Here is a 24239-nt window from a genome sequence, read left to right on the forward strand (position 1 = left end):
GATACTAAAACTAAAAAATATGAAATTAACAAAATATATTGCACTTGCCATAATCGGTGCTTCTTCCCTCTCTTCATGCACAGATTATTTAGATACCAACCCTACTGACCAGATATCAGGAAACGTCATATTTACCGACGTAAATGGAGGTATGATTGCCATGAACGGGGTTTACCGTCTGATGTATTCTTCCGGTTGGGCGGGAGACAATTCTACCCATACTTTCGGATATATGTCTACCATGTTGGTAGCAGACTTTATGGGAGACGATAATATCGTATCATCAAGCATCAAAGGATGGTTCTCAATGGACTATAACCTACAGGAACGGAACTTCTATTCAAGCATGTTATATCGACCTTATTCTGAATGGAACTTTTACTATACCATCATCTCAAACCTGAATTATATTCTATCTCATGAAAAGAGTCTGACCGGGCTTCCCAGTGAAAAAGACAACCTGTTCGGACAAGCATACTCTTTACGGGCTCTTTGCTATTTTTATCTAATACAACTCTATCAACAAACATACATCGGTCATGAAAATTCTCCGGGGGTTCCCGTATATACGGAACCGACAACCTCTTCGACTGAAGGAAAACCCCGAGGTACAGTAGCCAATGTATACAGACAAATTAATGAAGACATAGAAAAAGGAATAGGGTTACTAAAACAAGCAGAAGAACAAGGAATAAGCCAGATACACAAATCTCATATCGATTATTATGTTGCAAACGGCATCAAGGCACGTATTGCTCTGGTACAAAACCGCTGGCAAGACGCAGCCAATGCAGCAAATATAGCCCGACAAAAACCAAATTTGGGTCTGGCCGACGCATCTGAACTGGTAAGCGGATTTAACGATTTAGATATGACCTCTGTATTATGGGGAACCGAGATACAAAAAACAGACCAAAACGGAGCATATGCATCTTTCTTTTGCCATATGGATGCCAATGCCGGAATGCACGCTTCATACGACCGAAAATGTATAAGTGCATGGCTATATAAACAAATGGGTATTCAGGACATACGTCGCAATAACTGGTGGAAAGGTAACATAGCACCTGCATTAGAACAAACACAAGGACCTCAAAAAAGCTATTGCACAACTAAATTTAGATTCAGTGAATATTCATCCTATTTAGGAGACAATATTTATATGAGGGCCGAAGAAATGTTACTTATTGAAGCCGAAGCTCTATGCCGACTAAAAAATTATGATCAGGCAAGAACCCTAATGAAAGATTTCGGCTCTATTCGAGAGAAAAATTATGTCAAGAATCGTCTGGATAAAGTGACAGACAGCAATGAAATGACTTTAGACATCTACGGCACAGTATCAACTCCCGAAATAAAAACTCTATTGGACGAAATACTTTTACAACGCCGAATCGAATTATGGGGAGAAACCGGTCGAATATTTGATGTTCTCCGTCTTAAAGCCGGCTATACCCGGGACTACGAAGGCTCAAATCATATCGTGAAGCTAAACGATAACACAAAAATACCGGATTATAAAGGTTTTATCCTGACACTACCTCAGTCAGAATTTGATGGAAATGTCAATATGGACCCTGTAGCAGACCAAAATCCTCTTTAATTAAATAATATAAATATGAAAATGAACAAATATATATTCGGAACACTACTTATTCCCTCATTCCTGATCGGATGTGACCAAGAGAATATTACACGTATTTACGAATCAGATACGCATAACTACATATCCTTTCAAAATGACGTTTTAAATAAAGAAGTAGAAAAGACTGAAAATACATTAGAGATATCTATTTATAGAGAAAGCACGCAAGGTAACGCCAGCGTAACAGCAGAGCTCTTTTTCCAACAGGACGGAAACGGAGGAGAACAGCCCGGTAGAGAATTTATATCTCTCGACAACAATATAATTACATTCACAGAGGGCAATAATGAAGCTAAAATCAAATTAAACATCGATTTAGTCAAACTCGATTATTTGACCAAGGCTAAAACTCAAATACGTCTGACTCCAAAAGAAAATTGTAGTGTTTCACCTTTTGGAAAATCAGCAATAACCGTATCCGTCAGTCGCAAACCTACCTGGTACCAAATGGAGGAAAAAGGAATTTATACCTCTCAATTTTTAGGAACAGAAAAAGAAGTTACTGTAATGAAAGCTGAAGAAGCCCCATTTTACATCGTTAAAGATTGTTATGTAGAAAATGGTGACATTCGTATAGACTTGGACCAAAACGGAAATGCAACCATAGAACAACAGAAAGCTTTCATTTATCCGGAATATGGCGTAGTATATGTCGCCGGAACCGGACAATTAAATGAAATCAGTAACACCATTATTACTCAAATGAATTTTTTGGTAGAGCAAGACGGGAAATGGGGCATTCTTTCCGGTGTAGCTTTTGAAGAAACTCTAAAACTTCCAAACAAATAAAACACAGAGATTATATAAAACTAATGTTCAACTAAACAAAACATCGTATGAAAAAGTTTTACTTGCTATTGCTAAGCGCAATAATGGGGACAGCTGCAAATGCCCAAACTTGGGATGGAACAGCAGCAGCATGGACACAAGGTGACGGTTCGTCCAGCAATCCATATCTAATAGAAAATGGCCAGCATCTGGCCTATCTGTCTGAAACAGTCAGAAATGGAGAAACTTATGAAGGTAAATATTTCAAATTAACTACCGACTTGGATATGGGTATAAATGACGAACAGAAATTTACCCCAATCGGATTTTTTGACGAATATATCGACAGCGAAAACCAAGGAGGTGGAATGATCGATGATTCAAAATATTTCTTAGGAGTTTTTGATGGCAACTATAAAACAATCGATAACATACACGTATATTATGTAGATCCAAATCCGGAAAATACAATTGGTGGAACCGGTTTATTTGCCTGCATATCCAAAAATGCTGAAATCAAAAATTTAAATATTGGAGAAAACTCCATCATTGAAGGAGCTGATGCTACCGGAGCTATTGTTGGAGCCATGAATGGAGGAAAAGTTATCAACTGCTCAAACAATGCTATTCTAACCATTATAAACGATGGTCCTTACGGTGCCGGAGGTATTGTCGGAACCAACAATGGTGGTGGAATAATTTCGGGATGCTCTAATAGTACAAATATTAATGGACACAACAATGTTGGTGGTATTGTCGGTTATGTTGATAAATCTGGAATAATAGAAAACTGTTACAACACCGGTATGATAACAGTTGGCGGATTCTTTGCCGGAGGAATATGCGGATATTTAACTTCTGGTACAGCAAGAAATTGCTACACTACGGGAAATGTCCCGAGTGATGGAATTTTCAATCAAGCCGTTATTGGAGCAACCGATGCAGGTGTAACCATTGAAAATTGCTATTATTTGAATATTCCTAACGCTGCTACTGATGAAAATACAGGTGTCACTGCCAAGGAAGAAGCTGATATGAAAACCGAAAGTTTCATCACAGACCTTAATAATGGACAAAATATATGGGTAACCGATAGTAAAAACATGAACCAAGGATTCCCTGTTTTATCCTGGCAAGTTGATCCTACTCCTGTAAGCACGGAAAGCATACAAGAAGCTAATATCAACGTATATGCTATAGGGCATAACTTGTATATACAATCAGAAGCATCATGTCAAGCTATCATCTCCGATATCAGTGGAAAAATAATTGTCAACGAGAATATAGACAACAAAACAATAACTCTCGACAACAAAGGATTATATATCGTTACCATACTATCTAACGGACAAAAATATAACCATAAAGTGATTATTAAATAAAGAATACTTATATTTTTGTCAAAAGCGATAATTCAAACCAATTATTTTAGGACGAAAGGAATAGTTTTTATATAATTCGATTCCTTTTTCGTCCTAAAATAATTAAGTCATATTTTATCTTACGAAGGTCTATGAAAAAGCCAGCAATACTGTTCCTTATATTCCTTTTATACAGTTTTTTATTAACCGCTCAAAAACAGGTTATCTGTAAAGAATATTCTCCCAAATACACAGCAAACACTCTACTAAAAATACAACAATACCAGACTACACCCTATGCACGAAGCTCTTCAAAAATAAAATATATACAAGCTTATGTGCGATTTCACCCGGACGCAAACATCCAAAAGTTATGTGAATCGTATGATATAAAAATAAACGTCGGGGACAATAATCTTTATACGGCCCTAATCCCAATAAAAAATTTAGAAGCCATCGCCCAAGATCACCATATTTTAGAAATAGATACCGGTCAAGAGATACACTTCATGATGGATTCCGTACGTATCTTCACACATATTGATGAAGCTTACAATGGTACGAATGGGTTAAACACTCCTTACCGAGGAAAAAACGTGTTAATAGGAATCATTGATGCCGGACTGGATTTTGGACACCCTAATTTCCGAGATAATAATGGGAAATGCCGCATTCAGGCTGTTTGGGACCAAAACAATTTCTTCTCAGCCACCAATTCTCCCTATGGATATGGGATAGTATATAACACACCCGAAGATATTGCGAATGCCAAAAGAGATATGGAATTATCCGGCGATACACATGGCACTCATGTAACCGGTATAGCAGCCGGAAGTTATGATGGCCCTTATAGAGGCGTAGCTCCTGAAGCTGACATAGTTCTCGTATCAACAAACAAAACCGAACAGGGTATTATGGATGGAATAGACTTCCTCCTAAAATACGCTGAAAATGCTAAAAAACCAATATCGATAAACCTGAGTATCGGAACAGTTTTAGGATACAAAGATGGTACTGATAATTTTTCAGTCCTCATAGACCAACTACTAAAAGGCCAAAAAGGCAAACTTCTTTCCATTGCTGCCGGCAATGAAGGTGACAGAAAATCAACATTAGCCGGGATATTCGGGGATAAGCAAATGACTAAAAGCTATTGGATCCCCCCCAGCTATGGCAGGGACAATCTATTCATACAAGGAGAAAAAGGACATATCTACCAACTCACCATAACCCTAAAAAATACGACAACCCATTCTACATTATTTTCTCAAACGTTTACCAGTGGAGAAGCGTGGTCTAAAAGTTTCGAAAAATTCGGTACTGGAGAAAACAATGATGCACTTATCAATATCTCCTCTTCTACAAATAATGTCAACGGAAACCCCAATTTTCGTATAACGATGTCTTACACCCAACCAGAAAATGAAATCTGGGAAATAACATTCAGTTCTGAATCCGGGAAATATATGATCAACAGTGATTATGGATATTTCACATCTAAAGGCGAAGAGGAGTATACAGAAGGAACAACAGACTATACTATTGCCTGTACAGCCACCGGATATGAACCTATCGCTGTAGGAGCCTATGTTTCCAGACAATGTTATCAAGATTTAGACGGAAACAAACATATCGCTGAATGGAAACAACAAGAATTGTATACCTTATCGGGTAAAGGTCCTACCTATGATAATAGAATCAAACCTGATGTTGTGGCTCCGGGAGCAACAGTCATTTCCTCATTCAGTTCATATGCAGGAAGTTTTTCAGTAAAACCAGAATATAAAGTTTTTCAGATAACAGATGAATCCAGCAACCGCAAATACAGTTGGGGTATAGCCAATGGAACTTCTATGGCAACTCCAGTAGTAACCGGCACATTAGCCCTATGGTTGGAAATAAATCCAAAACTGACAGCTGAAGATGTAAAAAAAATAATAAAAAATACAGCTTATCATGATACATATACCGGAGAAGCAGACAACGGAAGATTCGGCATGGGCAAACTGGACGCTATAGCCGGGCTAAAATATCTACAACAAGAAACATCTGTACAAACGTCTCTAAAACCGACTATACAATATTCATATAATAGAAACGATAACAGAATACAGCTATTCTGTGAAGACAGAATACAAAAAGTATGCATATATACGCTTACCGGTGTATTATATCAACAAATATCTTTTCCAAATAATTCATTTTATACAAACCTACAACCCGGAAATATTTATTTGTTGAAAATTATTACAGACAAATCGAACACCATATTCAAAATTATTCCATAATATGGCTTAAAAATCAAGAAACAAAACATTTGTATAAACATAAAGGGTTCTTACTTGTTCTCATACTATAGTTTCAACTTAACACACATTAGTATGAGAACATTCTTTATTTTTATCACGCTTATTCTTGCTGGAATTCTTTCGGGTTTTGCATGTACTGGCATTTCATTATTTGCAAAAGATGGAGGTTACGTACAAGCCCGTACTATAGAATGGGGAGACAGCTATCTCCCTAGCGAATATGTGATTATCCCCCGTAACTTAGAGCAAATATCCTATACCCCTACGGGTATAAACGGGCTCAAATTTCAATCAAAATACGGAGTTGTAGGATTGGCCATCATTCAAAAAGAATTTATTGCTGAGGGGTTAAACGAAGTCGGATTGTCTGCAGGCCTATTCTATTTCCCTCATTACGGAAAATACCCTGAATATGATCCCCGACAAAATAATCAAACTTTATCCGACTTGCAATTTGTATCCTGGATATTATCTCAATTCTCTACAATAGACGAAGTTATAGAGGCTACAAAACAAGTACGAATCACTTCTTTAGACAAACAGGGCTCCACCGTACACTGGCGTATCGGTGAGGCTTCAGGGCGTCAAGTTGTTCTCGAATTTATAAACGGTATACCTCATTTTTATGAAAACAAAATAGGAGTATTGACTAATGCACCGGACTTTCCTTGGCATATAACAAACTTGAACAATTACGTCAATCTCTTCCCCGGTAATGCTCCCACCCAGAAAATAGGTGATATTACAATATTTCCTTTTGGCGCCGGTTCAGGCTTTTTAGGTATTCCGGGAGACGTCACTCCCCCATCTCGTTTTATCCGAATTGCTTTCTACAAAGCCACTGCACCGCAACTGGAAACATCTGAAGAAACTATTTTTCAGTGTTTCCATATTTTAAATAATTTTGATATCCCTATCGGAGTAGAACATGCTTTAGGAAAAGCTCCCAATATTCCCAGTGCAACGCAATGGACTTCTGCCATAGACTTGACCCAAAAGAAGTTATATTATAAAACTGCATATAATGGCAATATACGTTGTATCAATCTAAATAATATTGATTTTGAAAAAATATCGTACCAATCTCATCCTTTAGACCCCAAAATGCAACAACCTGTTGATATTATCCAAATTCGATAACAATTTAAACAATAATGAAACGATTAAATAAAAAAATTGCCATTATTACCGGTGCAGCATCTGGGATAGGTAAAGCAATAACCCAAAGATTCTCATCAGAAGGAGCAAGTGTCGTAATTGCAGATTATGCAAAAGACAAAGCTGATGTTTTAGCAAAAAATTTAGCATCCAAAGGAGCAAACACATTTCCAATTTATTTTTCTGCCGATAATTTAGAAAGTTGCCGCCAACTTATCAACTCAGTTTTTGAACACTATGGACAAATAGATATTTTAATAAATAATATAGGAGGAAGTAATTTAACTCTCGATAAGGATATCGAACACCTCGACATAAATTATTTTGATGAAATTTTTCACATTAATATCCGCTGTGCTACATATTTGACCCAACTGGTTATACCTTTTTTAGAAAGACAAAATGGAGGAAATATCATCAATATTGCTTCAATAAGCGGTATTACCGGAGATTATCAGGGAACTTACTATGGAATTTCAAAAGCCGGAATTATCAGTCTTACACAATATACTGCCACTCAAATGGGAAAAAAGAATATTCGCTGTAATGCTATTGCCCCCGGACTCATTCTGACCCCTGCAGCATTAAATAATCTGCCAGAAAAAAATCGGCAAATATTTCTTCGTCATAACGCTCTTCCCTATTTGGGCAAGCCTGAAGACATCGCAGCAACAGCGGCATTTCTCGCCTCAGATGATGCTCGATACATCACCGGACAAACCATCATTGCTGATGGCGGATTGACTATCCATAACCCGACTGTAGCAGACATGAATGAGACTATGTACTAATATCATTTCAATCTCAAATTTTCTTGGATATTGAATCTATATAACTTTATCACAGTATTTATACCCTTTTCAAAAAAAATTATCGAATTAAGATTATATATTTAACCAAGGTACATCTGCCATGCATAATATTCCTTACAGGAATATATACAAAGTTTACCAGTCTATCTCTGGTAACCCCTTACTCCTAAAATATTCATTGGCTTTGCTAAAGTGCTTACAACCGAAAAATCCTCTGTCTGCAGACAATGGTGAAGGATGTGGTGCTGTAAGAACACAATGCCGGGTACGATCTATAAAAGCCCCCTTCTTTTGGGCATATGCACCCCACAACATAAAAACGACATTCTCTTTTTCGTCATTTATTCGTTTTATCACAGCATCTGTAAACTCTTCCCATCCTTTTCCCTGATGGGAACCAGCCTGATGAGCCCTTACTGTCAGTATTGAATTGATGAGCAATACCCCCTGATTCGACCAACGTTCCAGCCTGCCAGAACGAGGGACAGGTTTCCCTAAATCATTTTGTATTTCTTTAAAAATATTTACTAAAGACGGAGGAAAAGGCACCCCATCCAACACAGAGAAACACAACCCATAATATTGCCCTGGTTCATGATACGGGTCTTGTCCTATTATAACCACCTTTACCTTATCAAAAGGGCACGTATCGAATGCGTAAAAAAGCAAATGGCCGGGAGGATATACCGTATATCTCGCATACTCCTGTTTTACAAAAGCAACCAGTTTTTCAAAATAAGGCTTATTGAATTCAGGCTGTAGCCGTTGTTTCCAACTGTCTTCTATTCACATCCATGACACTCTTTAAAAATGCGTTTATAACAAAAATAGATAATTCATATTTATTATTTCAAATAAATAACATAATTTTACCTGTTACTTAGAAATTTAATTACAATATCATGTACAAAAAAAACACAACAACCAGCTTTTTATTTTTCCTGTTCCTATTATTATCTGTACATCCAGGATATACTCAAGAAAATCTTGAATTATGGTATAAAAGTCCTGCAACAATATGGGAAGAAACTCTTCCATTAGGAAACGGACGATTAGGCGCCATGCCTGACGGCGATATATATCACGAAAAAATTATCTTAAACGATATATCCTTGTGGTCAGGAAGTAAAGAAAATACAATAAATGCCAAAGCAATAGAGTATTTGCCACAAATACGACAACTATTATTGGCAGGCAAAAATAAAGAAGCACAGGATTTAATGTATGCACATTTTAAATGCGCAGGAAAAGGGACAAACAGAGGAGAAGGAGCAAATGCTCCTTATGGGAGTTTTCAAACATTAGGTTACCTCAACATAAATTATAATTATAAAGACCAAGATACTCTAATATCTAATTATAAAAGAGGGCTTATATTGAACGATGCTTTAGCCTACACACATTTTACTAAGCATGGAATCAAATACACCCGCGAATACTTTGTTTCACACTCACACGACGTCATAGTAATCAAGTTATCTTCAAGTAAAAAAAATCAGTTAGCTTTTTCTCTAAACTTAGCCAGACCTGAACATTATAAGACTTATATCCAAGAAAAAAATCTCTACATGGAAGGTGCAATGAATAACGGATATGGAGAAGATGGTATAAAATACCTAACCAAAGTACAAGTAATTACTGATGGCAACGTAACTCCCGAACATAAAGCATTATCAATCACCCGGGCTAAAGACGCTTATATTATTATCTCTTCTGGAACTAACTTCGAAAATTCAAACTATAAAGAACAAATAGACCAGTTACTGCAAAAGTCTATAACCACTAACTATAAAAAATTACTATCAGCTCACAAAGCAAAATATCAAAAAAAATTTAATCGAGTACAATTACAACTGGGTACTCCCCAAATAACCGATATCCCGACAAACCTTCGTCTAATAAATAATCAAAAAATAGAAGATCCTTCCCTTTATGCCCTCTATTTTCATTTTGGACGTTATTTAATGATATGTGGTACACGCGAAGGTTCCCTACCTCTAAATCTCCAAGGGCTTTGGGCCAATACAATACAAACACCATGGAATGGAGATTATCATCTGAACATCAACCTCCAAATGTGTTATTGGCCAACAGAGGTTACTAATCTATCAGAATTGCATAATACGCTTATTGACTACACAAAAAAACTCGTTCCCTCAGGAGAAATTACAGCCAGAGGATTTTACGGAGCAGATGGATGGGTAGCACACGTGGTAAGTAACCCTTGGCTTTTTACTGCACCTGCAGAACACGCATCATGGGGAGCAACAAATACCGGAGGGGCATGGCTCTGCTCTCATTTATGGCAACATTACCTATTCAACCCCGATACATCATACGTAACCGATATCTATCCTGTTCTCAAAGGTGCATCACAATTCTTTCTATCTAACATGATTACCGAACCGAAACATCAATGGTTAGTAACAGCTCCATCATCATCACCTGAAAATTCATTTAAACAAAACGGCCAATCGGTATTTGTATGTATGGGTCCCACTATGGATACTCAAATCATCAGAGAACTATTCGAAAATACAGTAAGTGCTGCACAAATCTTGGGCATCGATCCGCAGTTTTGTCAACAGATAAATACAGCTCTCCAAAAATTACCACCCATGCAAATAAGTCCCCAAGGGGGTTATTTGTTAGAGTGGCTCGAAGATTATGAAGAAACAGATATTCATCATCGTCATATATCCCACCTCTACGGACTATATCCAGCAAACCAAATAACCCCAACCAAAACACCAGAACTAATAAACGCATGTCGCAAAACACTCAATCGACGAGGAGACGGTGGTACAGGATGGTCCAAAGCCTGGAAAATAAATTTCTGGGCACGAATAAAAGATGCGGATAAAGCTCACACTCTACTTAAAAATCTCTTATATCCTATAAAAGGAAAAACAATCGATTATAAAGGAGGTGGCACTTATCCCAACTTATTTTGTGCTCACCCCCCATTCCAAATAGACGGAAATTTCGGAGGTACTGCCGGCATTGCTGAAATGCTCTTACAAAGTCATGACGGATATATAGACATACTCCCGGCCTGTTATTGGAATAAAGGCTATTTCAAAGGATTGAGAGCCCAAGGAGGTATTACCGTTGACGTCGATTGGGAACTCATCAAAACTCCCCGGCTCAATATAAAATTGGTAGCTTCTCGTGCCGGAAATTTTTCAATTCAACTACCAGCAGCATTCATTTCTGAGAACAGTACCAAAATCAGAATATCACAAAAAGGCAAAGTTTTGCTACTCTCAACGAATACTCCTATATCTATATCCCTAAAAGAAGGAGAAGAGATAAAATTATCTCTTTAACATTTAAAAAGTTAACAAAAAACCACATTTTACAGAAATAATGTTAATACAACAATTTATTTTGCACTAAAAGTTGCACAATATAAAGTAAGATAATATATTTGTAATATGTTTTTTCATAGTATTAGATTTAAGGTTTACAAGATTGGTTGTCGTGAGACAACCTTTTTTGTTTTTGAGCTTTGCTCCCCTTGCTATTTAAATTTTTCTTGACTCATTTATCTCTTTAATTCTACATATAAAATTACTTCTTCTTACAAGCCCTTCATACAACATAACTAATAAAATATAGACTTTCCTCAATCAAATATTTCAATACACATTTTTATATGAATATCAGATTTTTGTATAATTTTGTGTAATTCAAAATAGAAACAATATGAAAAAACTCGAAATAAGCCATTTAAATGATAATTTTTTTGAAACTATCAGCAAAGAATGGATGCTGGTAACTGCAGGAAATCCATCTAAATTCAACACAATGACTGCAAATTGGGGTAGTATAGGTTTCTTATGGAACAAGCCAATAGTACATATCTTTATCCGCCCCGAACGTTATACCCATAAATTTATTGAAACAAATGATTATTTTACTCTATCTTTTTTAGGAGAAGAAAACAAAGATATACACAAGATATGCGGTAGCAAATCAGGAAAAGATACAGACAAAATCAAAGCAACAGGGCTCCTTCCTATATTTACCAATTTAGGTAATGTAACTTTTGAACAGTCGCGTCTGACATTTGAGTGTAAAAAATTATACACTGATTTTATTAAAAAGGAAAATTTCTTCGATAATACAATTTTCGACAAATGGTACACAAATGGAAGCTTACATCAAATATATATAGCTGAGATAGTAAACATTTGGAGCAAAGATTAATGGAACACATCATTTCTATATCAGATAAAATACAAAATTCCTGCCCAGATTATCAGGCAGGAATCATAGAAGCCCATGTACATAATACGAAATACTCTAATTTACTATGGAAAGAAATAACACAAGAAACCGAACAAATAAAAAAGCTCTATACTTTATCAGAAATCAACAAACGACTGACCATACAAGCTACCCGGCAAGCTTATAAAACATTTGGCAAAGATCCAAATCGATATCGCCCTTCAGCAGAAGCCCTCTGTAGACGTATCGTAAAAGAAACAGAACTATATCAGATATCTACATTAGTTGATCTTATCAATTTGGTTTCTATAAAAAGCGGATTTTCCATCGGAGGTTTTGATGCTGATAAGATAGATGGTAATCTTACTTTAGGAATAGGACACAAAGAAGAAATCTTTAACGCCATAGGCAGAGGATTATTGAATATTGACGGATTACCGGTATATCGAGACAAAAAAGGTCCGATAGGAACTCCGACCAGTGATGAAATACGAACTCAACTTTCCATAGACACTCAAAATATTCTTATCATTATCAATGCATACTCATGTGCAAATTTATTGCCGGAAACAATACAATACACAATTAGATTACTGACTGACTACGCCGATGCAACCAACATAACATACAAAATCATTCCTTGGCCATCATCTATATACACTTCAAAAGTAAAATAAACCTCTTTTTATATTGTATTTTGTTAAATATAGAAATATTTTCCATTGGAAATTTTTTATGTTATAAAATATTTATATATTTGCAATATATTTCTAATGGAAAATATTTCTAATAAAATAAAAGATGAAAGCAAACAACTTAAAAAAATGGATATTCACTAACAAATTCCGCATTATAATGATATTGCTCGGAGCTATTAGTGGTTTTTCATATTGGTATTTTATAGGTTGTACAACAGGAAGCTGTCCTATTACCTCATCTCCTTACATAAGTATTATATGGGGGGCAACCATAGGTTATCTCCTATCCCCAACAAATATTTATCACAATAAAAAATACTATTCTGAAGATAATAACTAAACTAAATAGAATTCAATATGAAACGAAAACAGTTATTAGGACTACTCTTTATGGCAGCCACAATTTTTACGGCTTGCTCGAACAAAACAGAAAATAAAACAGAAAATAATAATCAACTCAAAAAAGAAACAAACATGGGAACTATAGCATTGACTAAAACTGAATTCTTAGAAAAAGTAGCCAATTTTGAAACCAGCCCCAAAGAATGGAAATACCTCGGTGACAAACCCGCAATTGTAGACTTTTATGCCTCATGGTGTGGCCCTTGTAAAAGCATAGCTCCAATACTTGAAGAGCTGGCTCAAGAATACGAAGGACAAATATATATTTACAAAGTAGATACAGAAAAAGAACCAGAACTTTCCTCTGCTTTTGGAATTATGAGTATACCTACCCTCTTGTTTATACCTATGGAAGGAGCTCCACAAATGGCAAAAGGCGCCATGCCTAAAAGTGCATTTAAAGAAGCAATCGAAACTATATTATTGAAATCACCAGAAAACAAAAAATAGTAAATTCATAAACTCATAACATAGTCTGTACTTCTTTTATAATGAAACGAAGTACAGACTATAATCATTTAATTAAATTGGTTATGGATACATTATGCTACATACGAGAAATATATCAAGCAATATCCGAATTTGAAATTTTTTTTCATCAAAAATATGGAATTAGTTTGAATGAGGGCATGCTGCTATGTTCTCTAAAAAATGGGAGTTTACCAGCTGGTGAAATTGCAAAAAAACTAAACCTATCTCAATCAAATACTTCCAAAGTTTTAAAATCGGTTGAATCAAAAAAATTAGTAAAACGAACATTAGGCGAAAAAGATCGGCGACAAATTTACTACCTTTTAACATCCACAGGAAAAAATACAATAGATAACATAAAATGCGAAAAAGAAAACATGCCCAGCCTTCTAAAATGCTTAGTCGAAAATGCAAGTAATCCAAAACCTTAACAAAGCAGATATTGTTGTAATAACAGTATAATTTTTTATTATCAGCAAAAACTTTTTTTGATATACAAACAATCCAAAGATATTATAACTTTGTTAGTATAAAAAGATAAAATTTATTCACCAAATATAATTAAGATATGAAGTTCTTGACTGACAAAAAGCTGACCATCGTTGGAGCTGCCGGAATGATTGGTTCTAACATGGCTCAAACCGCATTAATGATGAAGTTAACACCCAATGTTTGTTTGTATGACCCATTTGCCCCAGCTCTTGAAGGAGTTGCCGAAGAATTACTACAATGCGGATTTGAAAATGTAAATATAACATTTACATCAGATATAAAAGAAGCGCTTACTGGAGCTGAGTATATTGTTTCTTCAGGGGGAGCAGCTCGAAAAGCCGGAATGACACGTGAAGATCTTTTGAAAGGAAACGCTGAAATTGCGGCCCAATTTGGAAAAGATATTCGTAGTTATTGCCCTAATGTACAACACGTTGTTGTCGTATTCAACCCAGCTGATATTACCGGTCTTATCACCTTACTTTATTCTGGATTAAAGCCCAATCAAGTATCTACATTGGCTGCACTGGATAGTACCCGGTTACAAAATGAGTTGGCTAAATATTTCAAAATCCCAGCATCTGAAATAAAAAATAGCCGTACATATGGTGGACACGGTGAACAAATGGCGGTATTTGCATCTACAACTTCTGTAAAAGGAAAACCATTAAACGAAATAATTGGTTCTAACGCTATGCCGATTGAATCATGGAATGACATCAAACACAATGTAATTCAAGGAGGTAAACATATAATCGACCTTCGTGGACGTTCTTCATTCCAGAGTCCGGCATATCTCTCTATCGAGATGATAGCTGCTGCTATGGGTGGAGCATCCTTCCGCTGGCCTGCCGGAGTATATGTATCTTCCGGAAAATTCGATCATATCATGATGGCAATGGAAACATCTATTACCAAAGATGGTATATCTTATAAAGAAATAAAAGGTACACCGATTGAAGAAAAAGAACTGGAAGAAAGTTATAAACATCTATGTAAATTACGCGACGAAGTCATTGCTATGGGTATTATACCAGCAATTAAAGACTGGCATACTTTAAATACCAACATTCAATAAAATAAAAGAAACTCTCTGACAGAAATTTTCATTTGTCAGAGAGTTTCTTTTATCACAATATACCAAATAAGAATCTATCTCTCAAAAAACCTTCATATCTAAACTTTTATATTACTTACCATTATCAATAATTGACCTATCAATATACTTCAGTCACTTAACCAATAATTTAAACGTCTTATTTATTCCCGCATTTTGAAAATGAACTAAATATATTCCAGAATCGTATTCAGGAAATCGTATTGTCAAATTTTTTCTTTCAGTATTCCCACAAATGCAATTATACAAATCCACCTTTTTCCCTCCAACCATATCATAAAGTGTGACAATATTTTTACCAGGACAAGTAAAAAACGATAGGCCCAATATTTCCCCTGACGACACCGGATTGGGATAAATATTTATACCTTCGACATCAATCCACTCATTAGGTAATGCTGTGGACTCGACCTTAGTAATATAAAAATCGTCAAACCAGACTTTCTCATCAACTGACGTCGAAGATAATCGTGGTGTGAAACTAAATACACGATATCCAGTCGAAGGGATGGTATAAATACCCTCTATCAATTTCCAATCGTGAGTCCCTTTCAGATTATCTGATAACACAGAAGCTGTCTCCATCGAAGTTTCACTGACAATAATCCTCCCAGTCTCCCGTTTTATACCAAACGAAACATATACATCTGAAGTACTTGATACATTCTCTGTTTTTACATAAACACCAAACTTATATGTCTCTCCCTCTTCTACAATAATATTATCAGTATGCATCCATCCATTCCAATCAGAACCATTCCCAGTCAACCTCAACGAACCGGCATTTATATATCCCACTTCAGTATCATATACACACCCCTTAGCATTATCTCCTGCCACAACCCAGTCATTAGGCAGGTTTCCTGTCACATAATCAATATGCCCATTGGTAATAATACTTTTCTCATCAGGATCAGCTGCTACAATTTCACGAGCAACACTCCATGAACCATCTTCATTTAAAGCAATAGTCAAAATTTTACCGCCTGTATTCAACGAAATATTACTCTGTCGACCAACTGTTGTCGAAGAGATACTATTAGCATAGAATTCTGGATTTGTCCCTACCTCATGAGGAACAAGAATCGTAGTAAAAGTCAATGGTTGGGATGAAGATATAGCCTGCTTAGCATATACCACAGTAGGAGCTACAGAATATTCTTCTAACTGACTACCATAAGTACGTACACTATTCTTTTCAAAATAGACCAATAATTCTTTTTTCATCTCTTTACCTGTCCAATCAACCCAGCTCCGCTCCTCACCAGCATTAAACCAATTTTCTCCTCGACTCTTCAAATTATACATTTGCCATAAACTTCCTGCAGTATAACCTTCGGCTCCATCTCCAGGTAATAAATAATCCTGCAATATAAGAACCCCTTCTTCTGTCAACAATATTCTCCTCTTTAACTGCGTTCCCGGCAAAAAATGATTATCCAATTCTATTACCCCATAACAATCATTACCTTGCATTTCTGTATAAGCATCGGTAAGAACATTATAATTAAAAAGTGTACCTACTGTAGCGTCGACATATTCATCTCCGGGTAAAACAAGACTATTTTGTACTCTAAAAATAAAATTCAAATCTGTTGTTGCAGCTTCCACAGGAGATTTATGCTTCCAATCAAATGCTACATACTGATAATCATTCAGACTAAAACTTTTCGAAACTTTCAGTGTAATAAAATTAGTATTGGTATTTGCCAATGTTATTTTTACAGAATTTCCAGACACTGCATCACTTGACAAAGATGTATAAGAAGTAGACCAATTGGTCAAAGAGTTACAATCATGTAACAAAAGCTCCCCTTTTTTACCAATCAAACGAACATTATCGATATAGATCTCCTCACCAACTTGTCCGACTAACCGGAAAGTCAGATACGCAAAACCTCGCATGGTAGCATCAGTTGATGAAATTTCTGTAGAAGAAGAAAAATCGACACAATCAGTAAACCATTTATCAGTCTGACGTCGACTTCCCCCCGAAGCAAAAGGAAACCCTTCATCCTCCTGTTTTACCAATGCTACCGTATTACCACATCGTGCATCAGTAGCATGTCGTTGTACCCCATGGAACAACGGATAATTATCAGTCTCATAATAATTTATCGTTCCTCGTAAATGTGGATGAGAATGACTTCCTCTTGAATATAAATCACTCATAACAAAAGGAACACCCGGTGTTCGGGCACTTGCCAATAATAACTGATCAGGAATATCTTGAACACCATATTTATTAGTTCTACTTGTTACCAATGCCCCTGCATCTGTCTGCAAAGGTTCCGCTTCCATTGACGGTAACAAGCTAATCTCTCCCAACACACTCCATTCAGAAGCCAATTTCATATCGAAATTAGCATTTTTATAAGACGCTGCTAAATTATAAAAACCCGCTCTATACAACTTCCATGCTGCATTTAAAAAAGAAGGGTCATTAAATATTCGCGCCATACGTTCAAAACAAATAACCCAATTAAAATAAGCAAAAAAGTAATCATCTCCATATTCCGGCATAAAACCACTGGGAGCTTGCTGATCTCTATATCGAGTAAACCACTTTTTTACTTCATCACGTCTCAGCAAATCAGTTTTTCCGGTTTCTTCTGCAATCATCATAATATCGTTCAAATGAATTGCTGAATAATTAGTCGCATCCTCATCCACGTCTAAATTATCGTACCAAAAATTCCACACAGCATCAGTATAAGTTTTCCATTTATCTACATCAGGTGCATTGGGTAATACTTTCTGCATCAAAACAAATCCCAAAGCTCTCTCTTGTGCCTGATTATGGTCAACAATAAAAGTCGATTGGAAATGCGAATTGGCATAGCTTAACACGACATCATCATAAGCTCCTTTTTCTACCTTCCCGAGTTCCTGCAAAAGTCGGTATGTATAAGCTATATGCTTTGTCGCAAAAAAGTCATCTGTCCCGCTCATCAAAGTTTTATTACTACGCCATTGTGTCATCGTTTCTGTAAATACGTACAAACATCGATCCAGATATTTCTGATCTAACGTAGCCTTGTACATAATACCTTCAGCAGCCATATAATTACATATCCAGCGTACACTTTTATTTGCAATCATCGACTGAATTTTCGCTTCACTATAATTTGCAGTCAAAAGGTCATAATACATCCGGCCGTCCGATAAATAATCAGGACGAGTTATCCTCACCTCTGCTGACAATGAATATTCTATCCCTATAAAGAATAAACCGGCAACCGCTAAATACCTTAAAAATCTTCTCATTTTCTATCTTTTCACATAACAATACTCACAAATAAATTAGTATACAACCTATTACAAAGCCATCAAAAAACACTTACTTGATAAACTTAGTCACCCAACAATAATTAGATGATTGTACTCGTAATAAATATATACCCGAAGCAAAATCCGCTACATTTACCGAACTATCCGCTTCACTGAATACTTGTTTATTACAAATCAATGTTCCAGTTTTCTCGAATATCGATATTTGAGCCGGGGTTGTAGATTCTATCCCTGATACATACAAATAACCACCCGACACTCGATATCGTATATTTACCTCCGGATGTACTTTCTCCATACCCAGTATATCATCACCCCACGATAATTTGGTAGGTGTCTCTTCTGTATCATAAATATATACATCCTCACTCTTATCTTCTTGCACAGCATAAGGAGAAGAAAACAAACTAGTATTTAAACTTTGGGTAATGCCATTTATCTTATATTGACCCGAATAAGCTGAAGTCGGAGGAAAATAAGTTAAGTCAAGTACATCTCCAGACATTGAGGTATATTGAAGTCGAGGATAATCTGTCGAATAATCCAATGTTTCTATTTTACTGTTTGCTAAAAGTTTAGCCTCAAATTTATCTAACTCCTCATCCATATCTGCACCTTTCAAATCTTCAGTAATTTCAGTCGTTTCCAATATCCATGCGCCCTTATGGGTAGTAGTAGGATTAAACATAAGTACAGTACAACCAGGCACCGAAAAAGGCAATCTACCTCCCATCGTAAAAGGTTCTACAGTACGAAAAGCAAACATCATACTTCCTGTATGGCAAAATATCCATTCTTTATCATGACGTGCTTTAATGCCCTCATTCGTAAAAGGAACATACATCCGATAACGATTATCTTTAAGATACGTTGTCGGAACATTTGTAATTCCAATAGCTGTTCCCTTATACTGCAAAACTCTATGATAAGGATTCTCTCCATATCCTACGGCATTTGCATTCACAGCATCAGTCGGTCGCTCAGGATTATCCTGACAGACTGTAAAAAAGCACTTATCAGTAGTCTCGTCTCGCCAAACCAAATATGTACGTTTTATCTCCTTATATGCATATGTACTGGGAGCCTTTGTCAAATTATAAGGTATCTCTGTCTGCGTAGCTAAACCATAATTTTGACTTTGCCAAGTATACTTATACTGCTTCCAGTTTTTGGTCATGGTATTTGTTTTACTGACTGTAATATTATCAATAAAACTGGTATACTCATAGGGATATGTCTTACGTTTCTCTGCATTTAATATTGCAGGTAGCGGTACTACCCGACCTTTATACGCTACCCAAAAGCAAAATGAAGCCGAATTATTCGTATCCGACATACATTGGTCTGCCATTTTTATTGAATTAGAAGGATTCCCGAAGAAAAGCCATGCCAACATTGTTATTCGAGAGTTCATGCCCAAAGGACCTCCTACCAACTGTTCCCATCCCTTACTACGTGGAGGATTAGCAACATATAATCCTTGATTCCAAGCACCTATCATGGCTGCAATCATCTGTTGATAGACCACCTTTGCTTTTCGATTAACCTCTGAGTCTGTACAATATTCTGCCAGCATACGAATATACATAAAATCTGTCGGTAGATAGACGAAAGCATCCATTTCACTACAATTATTATGAAAAATATTGTCCAACACATTCAAAATACGAGGTCGATTATAATTAATTATGTTTTCTGCTGTACGACCGGCCACATCTGTAAAATCTGACCATTCTTGAGCAGCAAGCAAACCTGCAGTATAATGCATCATATCCATATTCAATGTACTAGTCCCAGTACCGTAAGTGTTGAAATCAGAAAGCTGTAAAAAACGTTTTACTTTATCTTTCAAACTATCAGGTAATTTATCTTTGGTCAAGAGATAACCATGCACAGTCATATGGTCACTAAAATCGACATCAGACCCTGAGAGATAAACCGTAGATGGGTCGGTCAACCAATAATCATAAATACGCTCCAACTCCGCAATAGAGTTTTCGACATCAACTCCTTGATATATACGTGCCCAATAGAAAGGTGTGGTATATTTTATCGAAGTGCTGTTCTTGCCATATGGCTGTATATCATTTACCATACACTCAATCAATGCATCACATCGTTCACGAAATGTAGTACCAGTGATTGTAAATTGTGCCTTCACACTCTCCATTTGAACAAAAAATACTGCCACTAAATATACCGTAATATACTCTAATCTTCTCAACATTTTATTCCTTTTATATTTATGGTTCAATAACAGTCCTATACCTTATCATTTCACTCTCTATCGGACAATATTATCTTTCCGGTAAGAGAGACAAAACTCTGTTGCCTTTTAGACGAAAAGTCCGGAAAGAAAAATAATCTTCCGGATTTTTCATCTTTACCTAACTTTTATCAATCTCAAAAAATCACCTTCTGCCCATATACCCCATTGACATCTTGTACCTTCACAACATAACAACCTTTCAAAGACATCGGAAGGACAACATTTTCAGTATCTATGGTCGCATTATATACCAATGCTCCATCTAAAGCATATATTTGAACAATTGCAACATCATTTAAACCCAAAATCTGAAGAGCACCTTCATTCGAAAATATTCGACAAGTTGTATCGATTGTCGACTTCCGTATACCCGAAACAGCCCCAAATTCGTATGCTCCCAAATCGAAATTACCGACACGAACCTTCCCTAATAAATCCATCTCGGGTAAAGATGCAGGTAAAGTCGCATTTGCAACAAATTCTCCCATATTATTCGGTGTATTTACTCCGGCATTTATCAACGGAGAACCCTCCTTTAATGACCAGTTAGCTTTACGGATATTATCCATATCTTCATCAGTTATTGCCAATCCCGGATATATAGTCGGATTCACAAATTCCGGATTTTCCCCTTCAGTTTCAGAGGTTCCTTCAACAAGAGGGAAAGATAACAATATCGGAGAATAGGTATTCTGGACACTTGCAATATTATAAATACCTGCACTATTATAAGCAAAACTTTCAACATAAGGATAAGTCCCAGACTTTACATTACTCTCTGCTGCCCAACGAATATTATTATTATAATCAGAATCTTGTGTGGGGTAATCTTTTCCTCCCGTAGTATTTCCCCAACAAATACAGTTGTAAACCTCTGTACAAGCTGCTTCAAAAAATATAGTATAAATATCGGCTACATTATTCACAATAGTACAATTAATAAAACGGTTCACTTCATACGTAGCATCACCTTTAGTATGCCCTTGAATAACGCCTTGACCATCTTTCGTGCCATTTGCTCCTCTTGTCGAGGCATTATTGGCAATTACACAATTTTCAACGATAGCCCCATTTTTATAAAATATTGCGGCTCCCATCGGCTTACTGCCCCCTTCAGATTTGCAATTACGAATAATAGAATTTTTCAAATAACCTGATGGAGTCCTTATCCCGCAATTGTTATCAGAGACACCATATATCAATACTCCTCCTCCCTGATTCTGACCACCGTTATTGGCAGTCTGGATAGCAGCACACGATTCTATCAAGCAACCGTCAACATGTCCTCCCGAAATATAAATACCACCCCCTGTAATATTCTTACCATCGGTCTTATTCTCCGTGACTAAATTACGAAAAATGGTATTACGTACGGTTCCACTCCCCCCAATAGAACCGCCTGAAGCAGTTTGTCCGGTATAATAATTATCAGAAATAGTCACTCCATCCACAGTAGTGCCACTCTGCATGCTCAACATAACAAAAGTAGAAGAAGCATCATCTGCCGATCCTTTCCCCTTAAAATTAGTCACATTAGTAAACTCCCAGGGTTCAACTATTCCGTTTCCGTCCACATCACTTTTAACTCTTTGTTCTATTGAAGTCTCTGTCCCTATAAATCCTCCATACAAAGTAACATCCGTCCTATTATTATCAGCATTCAGTATCATAGTCGCCGAATTTTCATATACACCTTTTGCTACCCATACCTCATCACCCTCTTGCAACTGGTCAATGACATTCAAAACAAAATCAGAACTTCCGGAAGGAAGGGTAATCACAACATTATCGTTATCTTCTACAACATTACTCCACGCTTGAGTATCAGTACCTAATTTCACATACACTTTACGGGCAAACGAATCTGTTGCAATAAACGTCATACCCGCCAAAACCAAAGTAATCAATTTCGTTCTCATAATCATTTTTTTATTGGTAATAGACTTTCTTTTAAATCAAGATTTTTAAACAAATCAGTAATTATATCAACTCAAAATATCATTTAAAGATCATTGCAAGTTAATGCGTAAGCACACCATATCATAGGTGCAATACCGTGAATATCACCCGTTAGAGGTACTCTATCTCGATAATATTTTTGTGTAAACCCGACATTCGTTCCCTCACATACATTAGTCATATCTCCATTCTCATCAATATATTTCACTAAAGAAAGCCATGCTTTTCGAGCAGCCTCTGCATACTCTTTTCCTAACCATCCTTTTTTTACACCTACAATCATAGCGTACGTAAACATTGCCGAACCCGACGTCTCTTCCCACATAGACGGATCATCTACTAATTGAAGCCACATACCGTTTTCTTGTTGACATTCCTTCAGCTTGTTCATCATCTTCAAATATCTTCTCATTATCTCCGGTCGATAAGTATTATCTTCAGGTAATATACGGAGCAATTCGGCCATACCTACCGCCATCCAACCATTGCCCCGACCCCAACAGAAAGGAGCTTCCGGGGAATGATAAAACAAGCCATTACCCTGTTGTATCGAATCTAAATAAAAGACCATTTCTCTGGCAGCCCTTGTTGCATAAGTAGTATCCTTTGTCACTCTATAAGCAGCCCCTTGGACAGCTGTAATCATAAACATATCATCTATCCATATACGTGTCTGCCATGAATATCCATGCTCAGACCATTTTTTTTGTTCTGGTGTATATCCTTCTTCTGGAAGCTGCCACTGAGTATCGGCATACATCATTCCCAAGTTTTTATATTCTTCCTTACCCGTTTGCATATATAATTCCAAAGGTAAAGTTCCGAAAACATTATTATCTACATGATTCGGAACAGGTTGTAAGCGAGACTCCTCTGCCAACAATGGAAGAAAACGTTCCTCCAATCTATTTGTCAACTCTTTATTATCTACCGATTTTGCAAACCAGAGGCCCCCCACCCAAGCACATACATCCGGATAGGTAATATTAACTCTCGGCTCGTTAATACGCAAAGGATTCCCATATTGGGAATGCGGTTGCTCCAAAAAACGATTTACTAAACGCGTTCCGACAATTATCGGATCCGCATCCTTTGGAAAATGCTCTAAATCATACTTATTTTCTGCACAAGAGGAAAAGGCGAATATACATAGTATTATCCCCAAAGGCCACTTCATCCACTTTTGATTCTCTTTTTTCATAACTCGATTGGATTATACATTACATTTTTATATTTGATTTATTCTTTTTTCAA

18 protein-coding genes are annotated in these 24239 nt (G+C 36.5%); 13 read left to right on the plus strand and 5 right to left on the minus strand.

What is annotated here, in order from left to right:
* The first annotated feature begins 19 nt into the window (after positions 1–19).
* From BN2628_RS07245 to BN2628_RS07270, 6 genes are all read left to right on the plus strand, one after another.
* The gene (locus BN2628_RS07245) at positions 20–1603 is read left to right on the plus strand and encodes a RagB/SusD family nutrient uptake outer membrane protein (RefSeq protein WP_055097138.1); all 1584 of its coding nucleotides are present in this window, start codon (positions 20–22) and stop codon (positions 1601–1603) included.
* Positions 1604–1618: 15 nt separating this feature from the next.
* Positions 1619–2434 carry a hypothetical protein gene (locus BN2628_RS07250; protein ID WP_055096623.1) on the plus strand — a complete coding sequence of 272 codons (816 nt, stop codon included), beginning with the start codon at positions 1619–1621 and terminating at the stop codon, positions 2432–2434.
* 47 nt (positions 2435–2481) lie between these two features.
* Positions 2482–3795, plus strand: coding sequence for a T9SS type A sorting domain-containing protein (locus tag BN2628_RS07255; protein WP_074024048.1), 1314 nt, complete (start codon positions 2482–2484; stop codon positions 3793–3795).
* A gap of 131 nt (positions 3796–3926) precedes the next feature.
* Positions 3927–6062: a S8 family peptidase gene (locus BN2628_RS07260; protein ID WP_154668418.1), complete on the plus strand. Its 2136-nt coding sequence runs from the start codon at positions 3927–3929 to the stop codon at positions 6060–6062.
* A gap of 93 nt (positions 6063–6155) precedes the next feature.
* Positions 6156–7223: a linear amide C-N hydrolase gene (locus tag BN2628_RS07265; protein ID WP_154668419.1), complete on the plus strand. Its 1068-nt coding sequence runs from the start codon at positions 6156–6158 to the stop codon at positions 7221–7223.
* A gap of 14 nt (positions 7224–7237) precedes the next feature.
* A complete protein-coding gene (locus BN2628_RS07270) occupies positions 7238–8032 on the plus strand; it encodes a 7alpha-hydroxysteroid dehydrogenase (protein WP_055096626.1) in 795 nt (264 codons plus the stop codon).
* Between the two features lie 156 nt (positions 8033–8188).
* Here BN2628_RS07270 and ung read toward each other — a convergent pair whose 3' ends face one another.
* Positions 8189–8839, minus strand: coding sequence for a uracil-DNA glycosylase (ung, locus tag BN2628_RS07275; RefSeq protein WP_257606456.1), 651 nt, complete (start codon positions 8837–8839; stop codon positions 8189–8191).
* Positions 8840–8955: 116 nt separating this feature from the next.
* Here ung and BN2628_RS07280 point away from each other — a divergent pair, with 116 nt between their 5' ends.
* The 7 genes from BN2628_RS07280 to BN2628_RS07310 all read left to right on the plus strand — a co-directional run bounded on the left by BN2628_RS07280 (position 8956) and on the right by BN2628_RS07310 (position 15427).
* Positions 8956–11382, plus strand: a complete 2427-nt coding sequence (locus BN2628_RS07280) for a glycoside hydrolase family 95 protein (protein ID WP_082430144.1) — start codon at positions 8956–8958, stop codon at positions 11380–11382.
* 379 nt (positions 11383–11761) lie between these two features.
* A complete protein-coding gene (locus BN2628_RS07285; RefSeq protein WP_055096628.1) occupies positions 11762–12265 on the plus strand; it encodes a flavin reductase family protein in 504 nt (167 codons plus the stop codon).
* Positions 12265–12963 carry a B3/B4 domain-containing protein gene (locus BN2628_RS07290; protein WP_055096630.1) on the plus strand — a complete coding sequence of 233 codons (699 nt, stop codon included), beginning with the start codon at positions 12265–12267 and terminating at the stop codon, positions 12961–12963. The genes BN2628_RS07285 and BN2628_RS07290 overlap by 1 nt, the downstream gene beginning before the upstream one ends.
* Positions 12964–13141: 178 nt before the next feature.
* Positions 13142–13324, plus strand: coding sequence for a DUF6132 family protein (locus tag BN2628_RS07295; protein WP_154668456.1), 183 nt, complete (start codon positions 13142–13144; stop codon positions 13322–13324).
* A 17-nt stretch (positions 13325–13341) separates the two neighbouring features.
* A complete protein-coding gene (gene trxA, locus BN2628_RS07300; protein WP_055096634.1) occupies positions 13342–13836 on the plus strand; it encodes a thioredoxin in 495 nt (164 codons plus the stop codon).
* An 83-nt stretch (positions 13837–13919) separates the two neighbouring features.
* A complete protein-coding gene (locus tag BN2628_RS07305) occupies positions 13920–14288 on the plus strand; it encodes a transcriptional regulator, SarA/Rot family (RefSeq protein WP_055097144.1) in 369 nt (122 codons plus the stop codon).
* A 137-nt stretch (positions 14289–14425) separates the two neighbouring features.
* The gene (locus BN2628_RS07310; protein ID WP_055096636.1) at positions 14426–15427 is read left to right on the plus strand and encodes a malate dehydrogenase; all 1002 of its coding nucleotides are present in this window, start codon (positions 14426–14428) and stop codon (positions 15425–15427) included.
* A 153-nt stretch (positions 15428–15580) separates the two neighbouring features.
* On the opposite strand, the gene BN2628_RS07315 is transcribed toward BN2628_RS07310, so the two are convergent.
* The 4 genes from BN2628_RS07315 to BN2628_RS07330 form a co-directional block, all read right to left on the minus strand.
* The gene (locus BN2628_RS07315; protein ID WP_055096638.1) at positions 15581–18733 is read right to left on the minus strand and encodes a carbohydrate binding domain-containing protein; all 3153 of its coding nucleotides are present in this window, start codon (positions 18731–18733) and stop codon (positions 15581–15583) included.
* 73 nt (positions 18734–18806) lie between these two features.
* The gene (locus BN2628_RS07320) at positions 18807–20984 is read right to left on the minus strand and encodes a T9SS type A sorting domain-containing protein (protein ID WP_074024051.1); all 2178 of its coding nucleotides are present in this window, start codon (positions 20982–20984) and stop codon (positions 18807–18809) included.
* A gap of 176 nt (positions 20985–21160) precedes the next feature.
* The gene (locus BN2628_RS07325) at positions 21161–22945 is read right to left on the minus strand and encodes a T9SS type A sorting domain-containing protein (protein ID WP_154668420.1); all 1785 of its coding nucleotides are present in this window, start codon (positions 22943–22945) and stop codon (positions 21161–21163) included.
* An 83-nt stretch (positions 22946–23028) separates the two neighbouring features.
* Positions 23029–24186 carry a glycoside hydrolase family 88/105 protein gene (locus BN2628_RS07330; protein WP_257606423.1) on the minus strand — a complete coding sequence of 386 codons (1158 nt, stop codon included), beginning with the start codon at positions 24184–24186 and terminating at the stop codon, positions 23029–23031.
* Positions 24187–24239 lie beyond the last annotated feature (53 nt).

It is taken from the genome of Gabonia massiliensis (genome assembly GCF_001403595.1).
Lineage (GTDB): Bacteria > Bacteroidota > Bacteroidia > Bacteroidales > Coprobacteraceae > Coprobacter > Coprobacter secundus.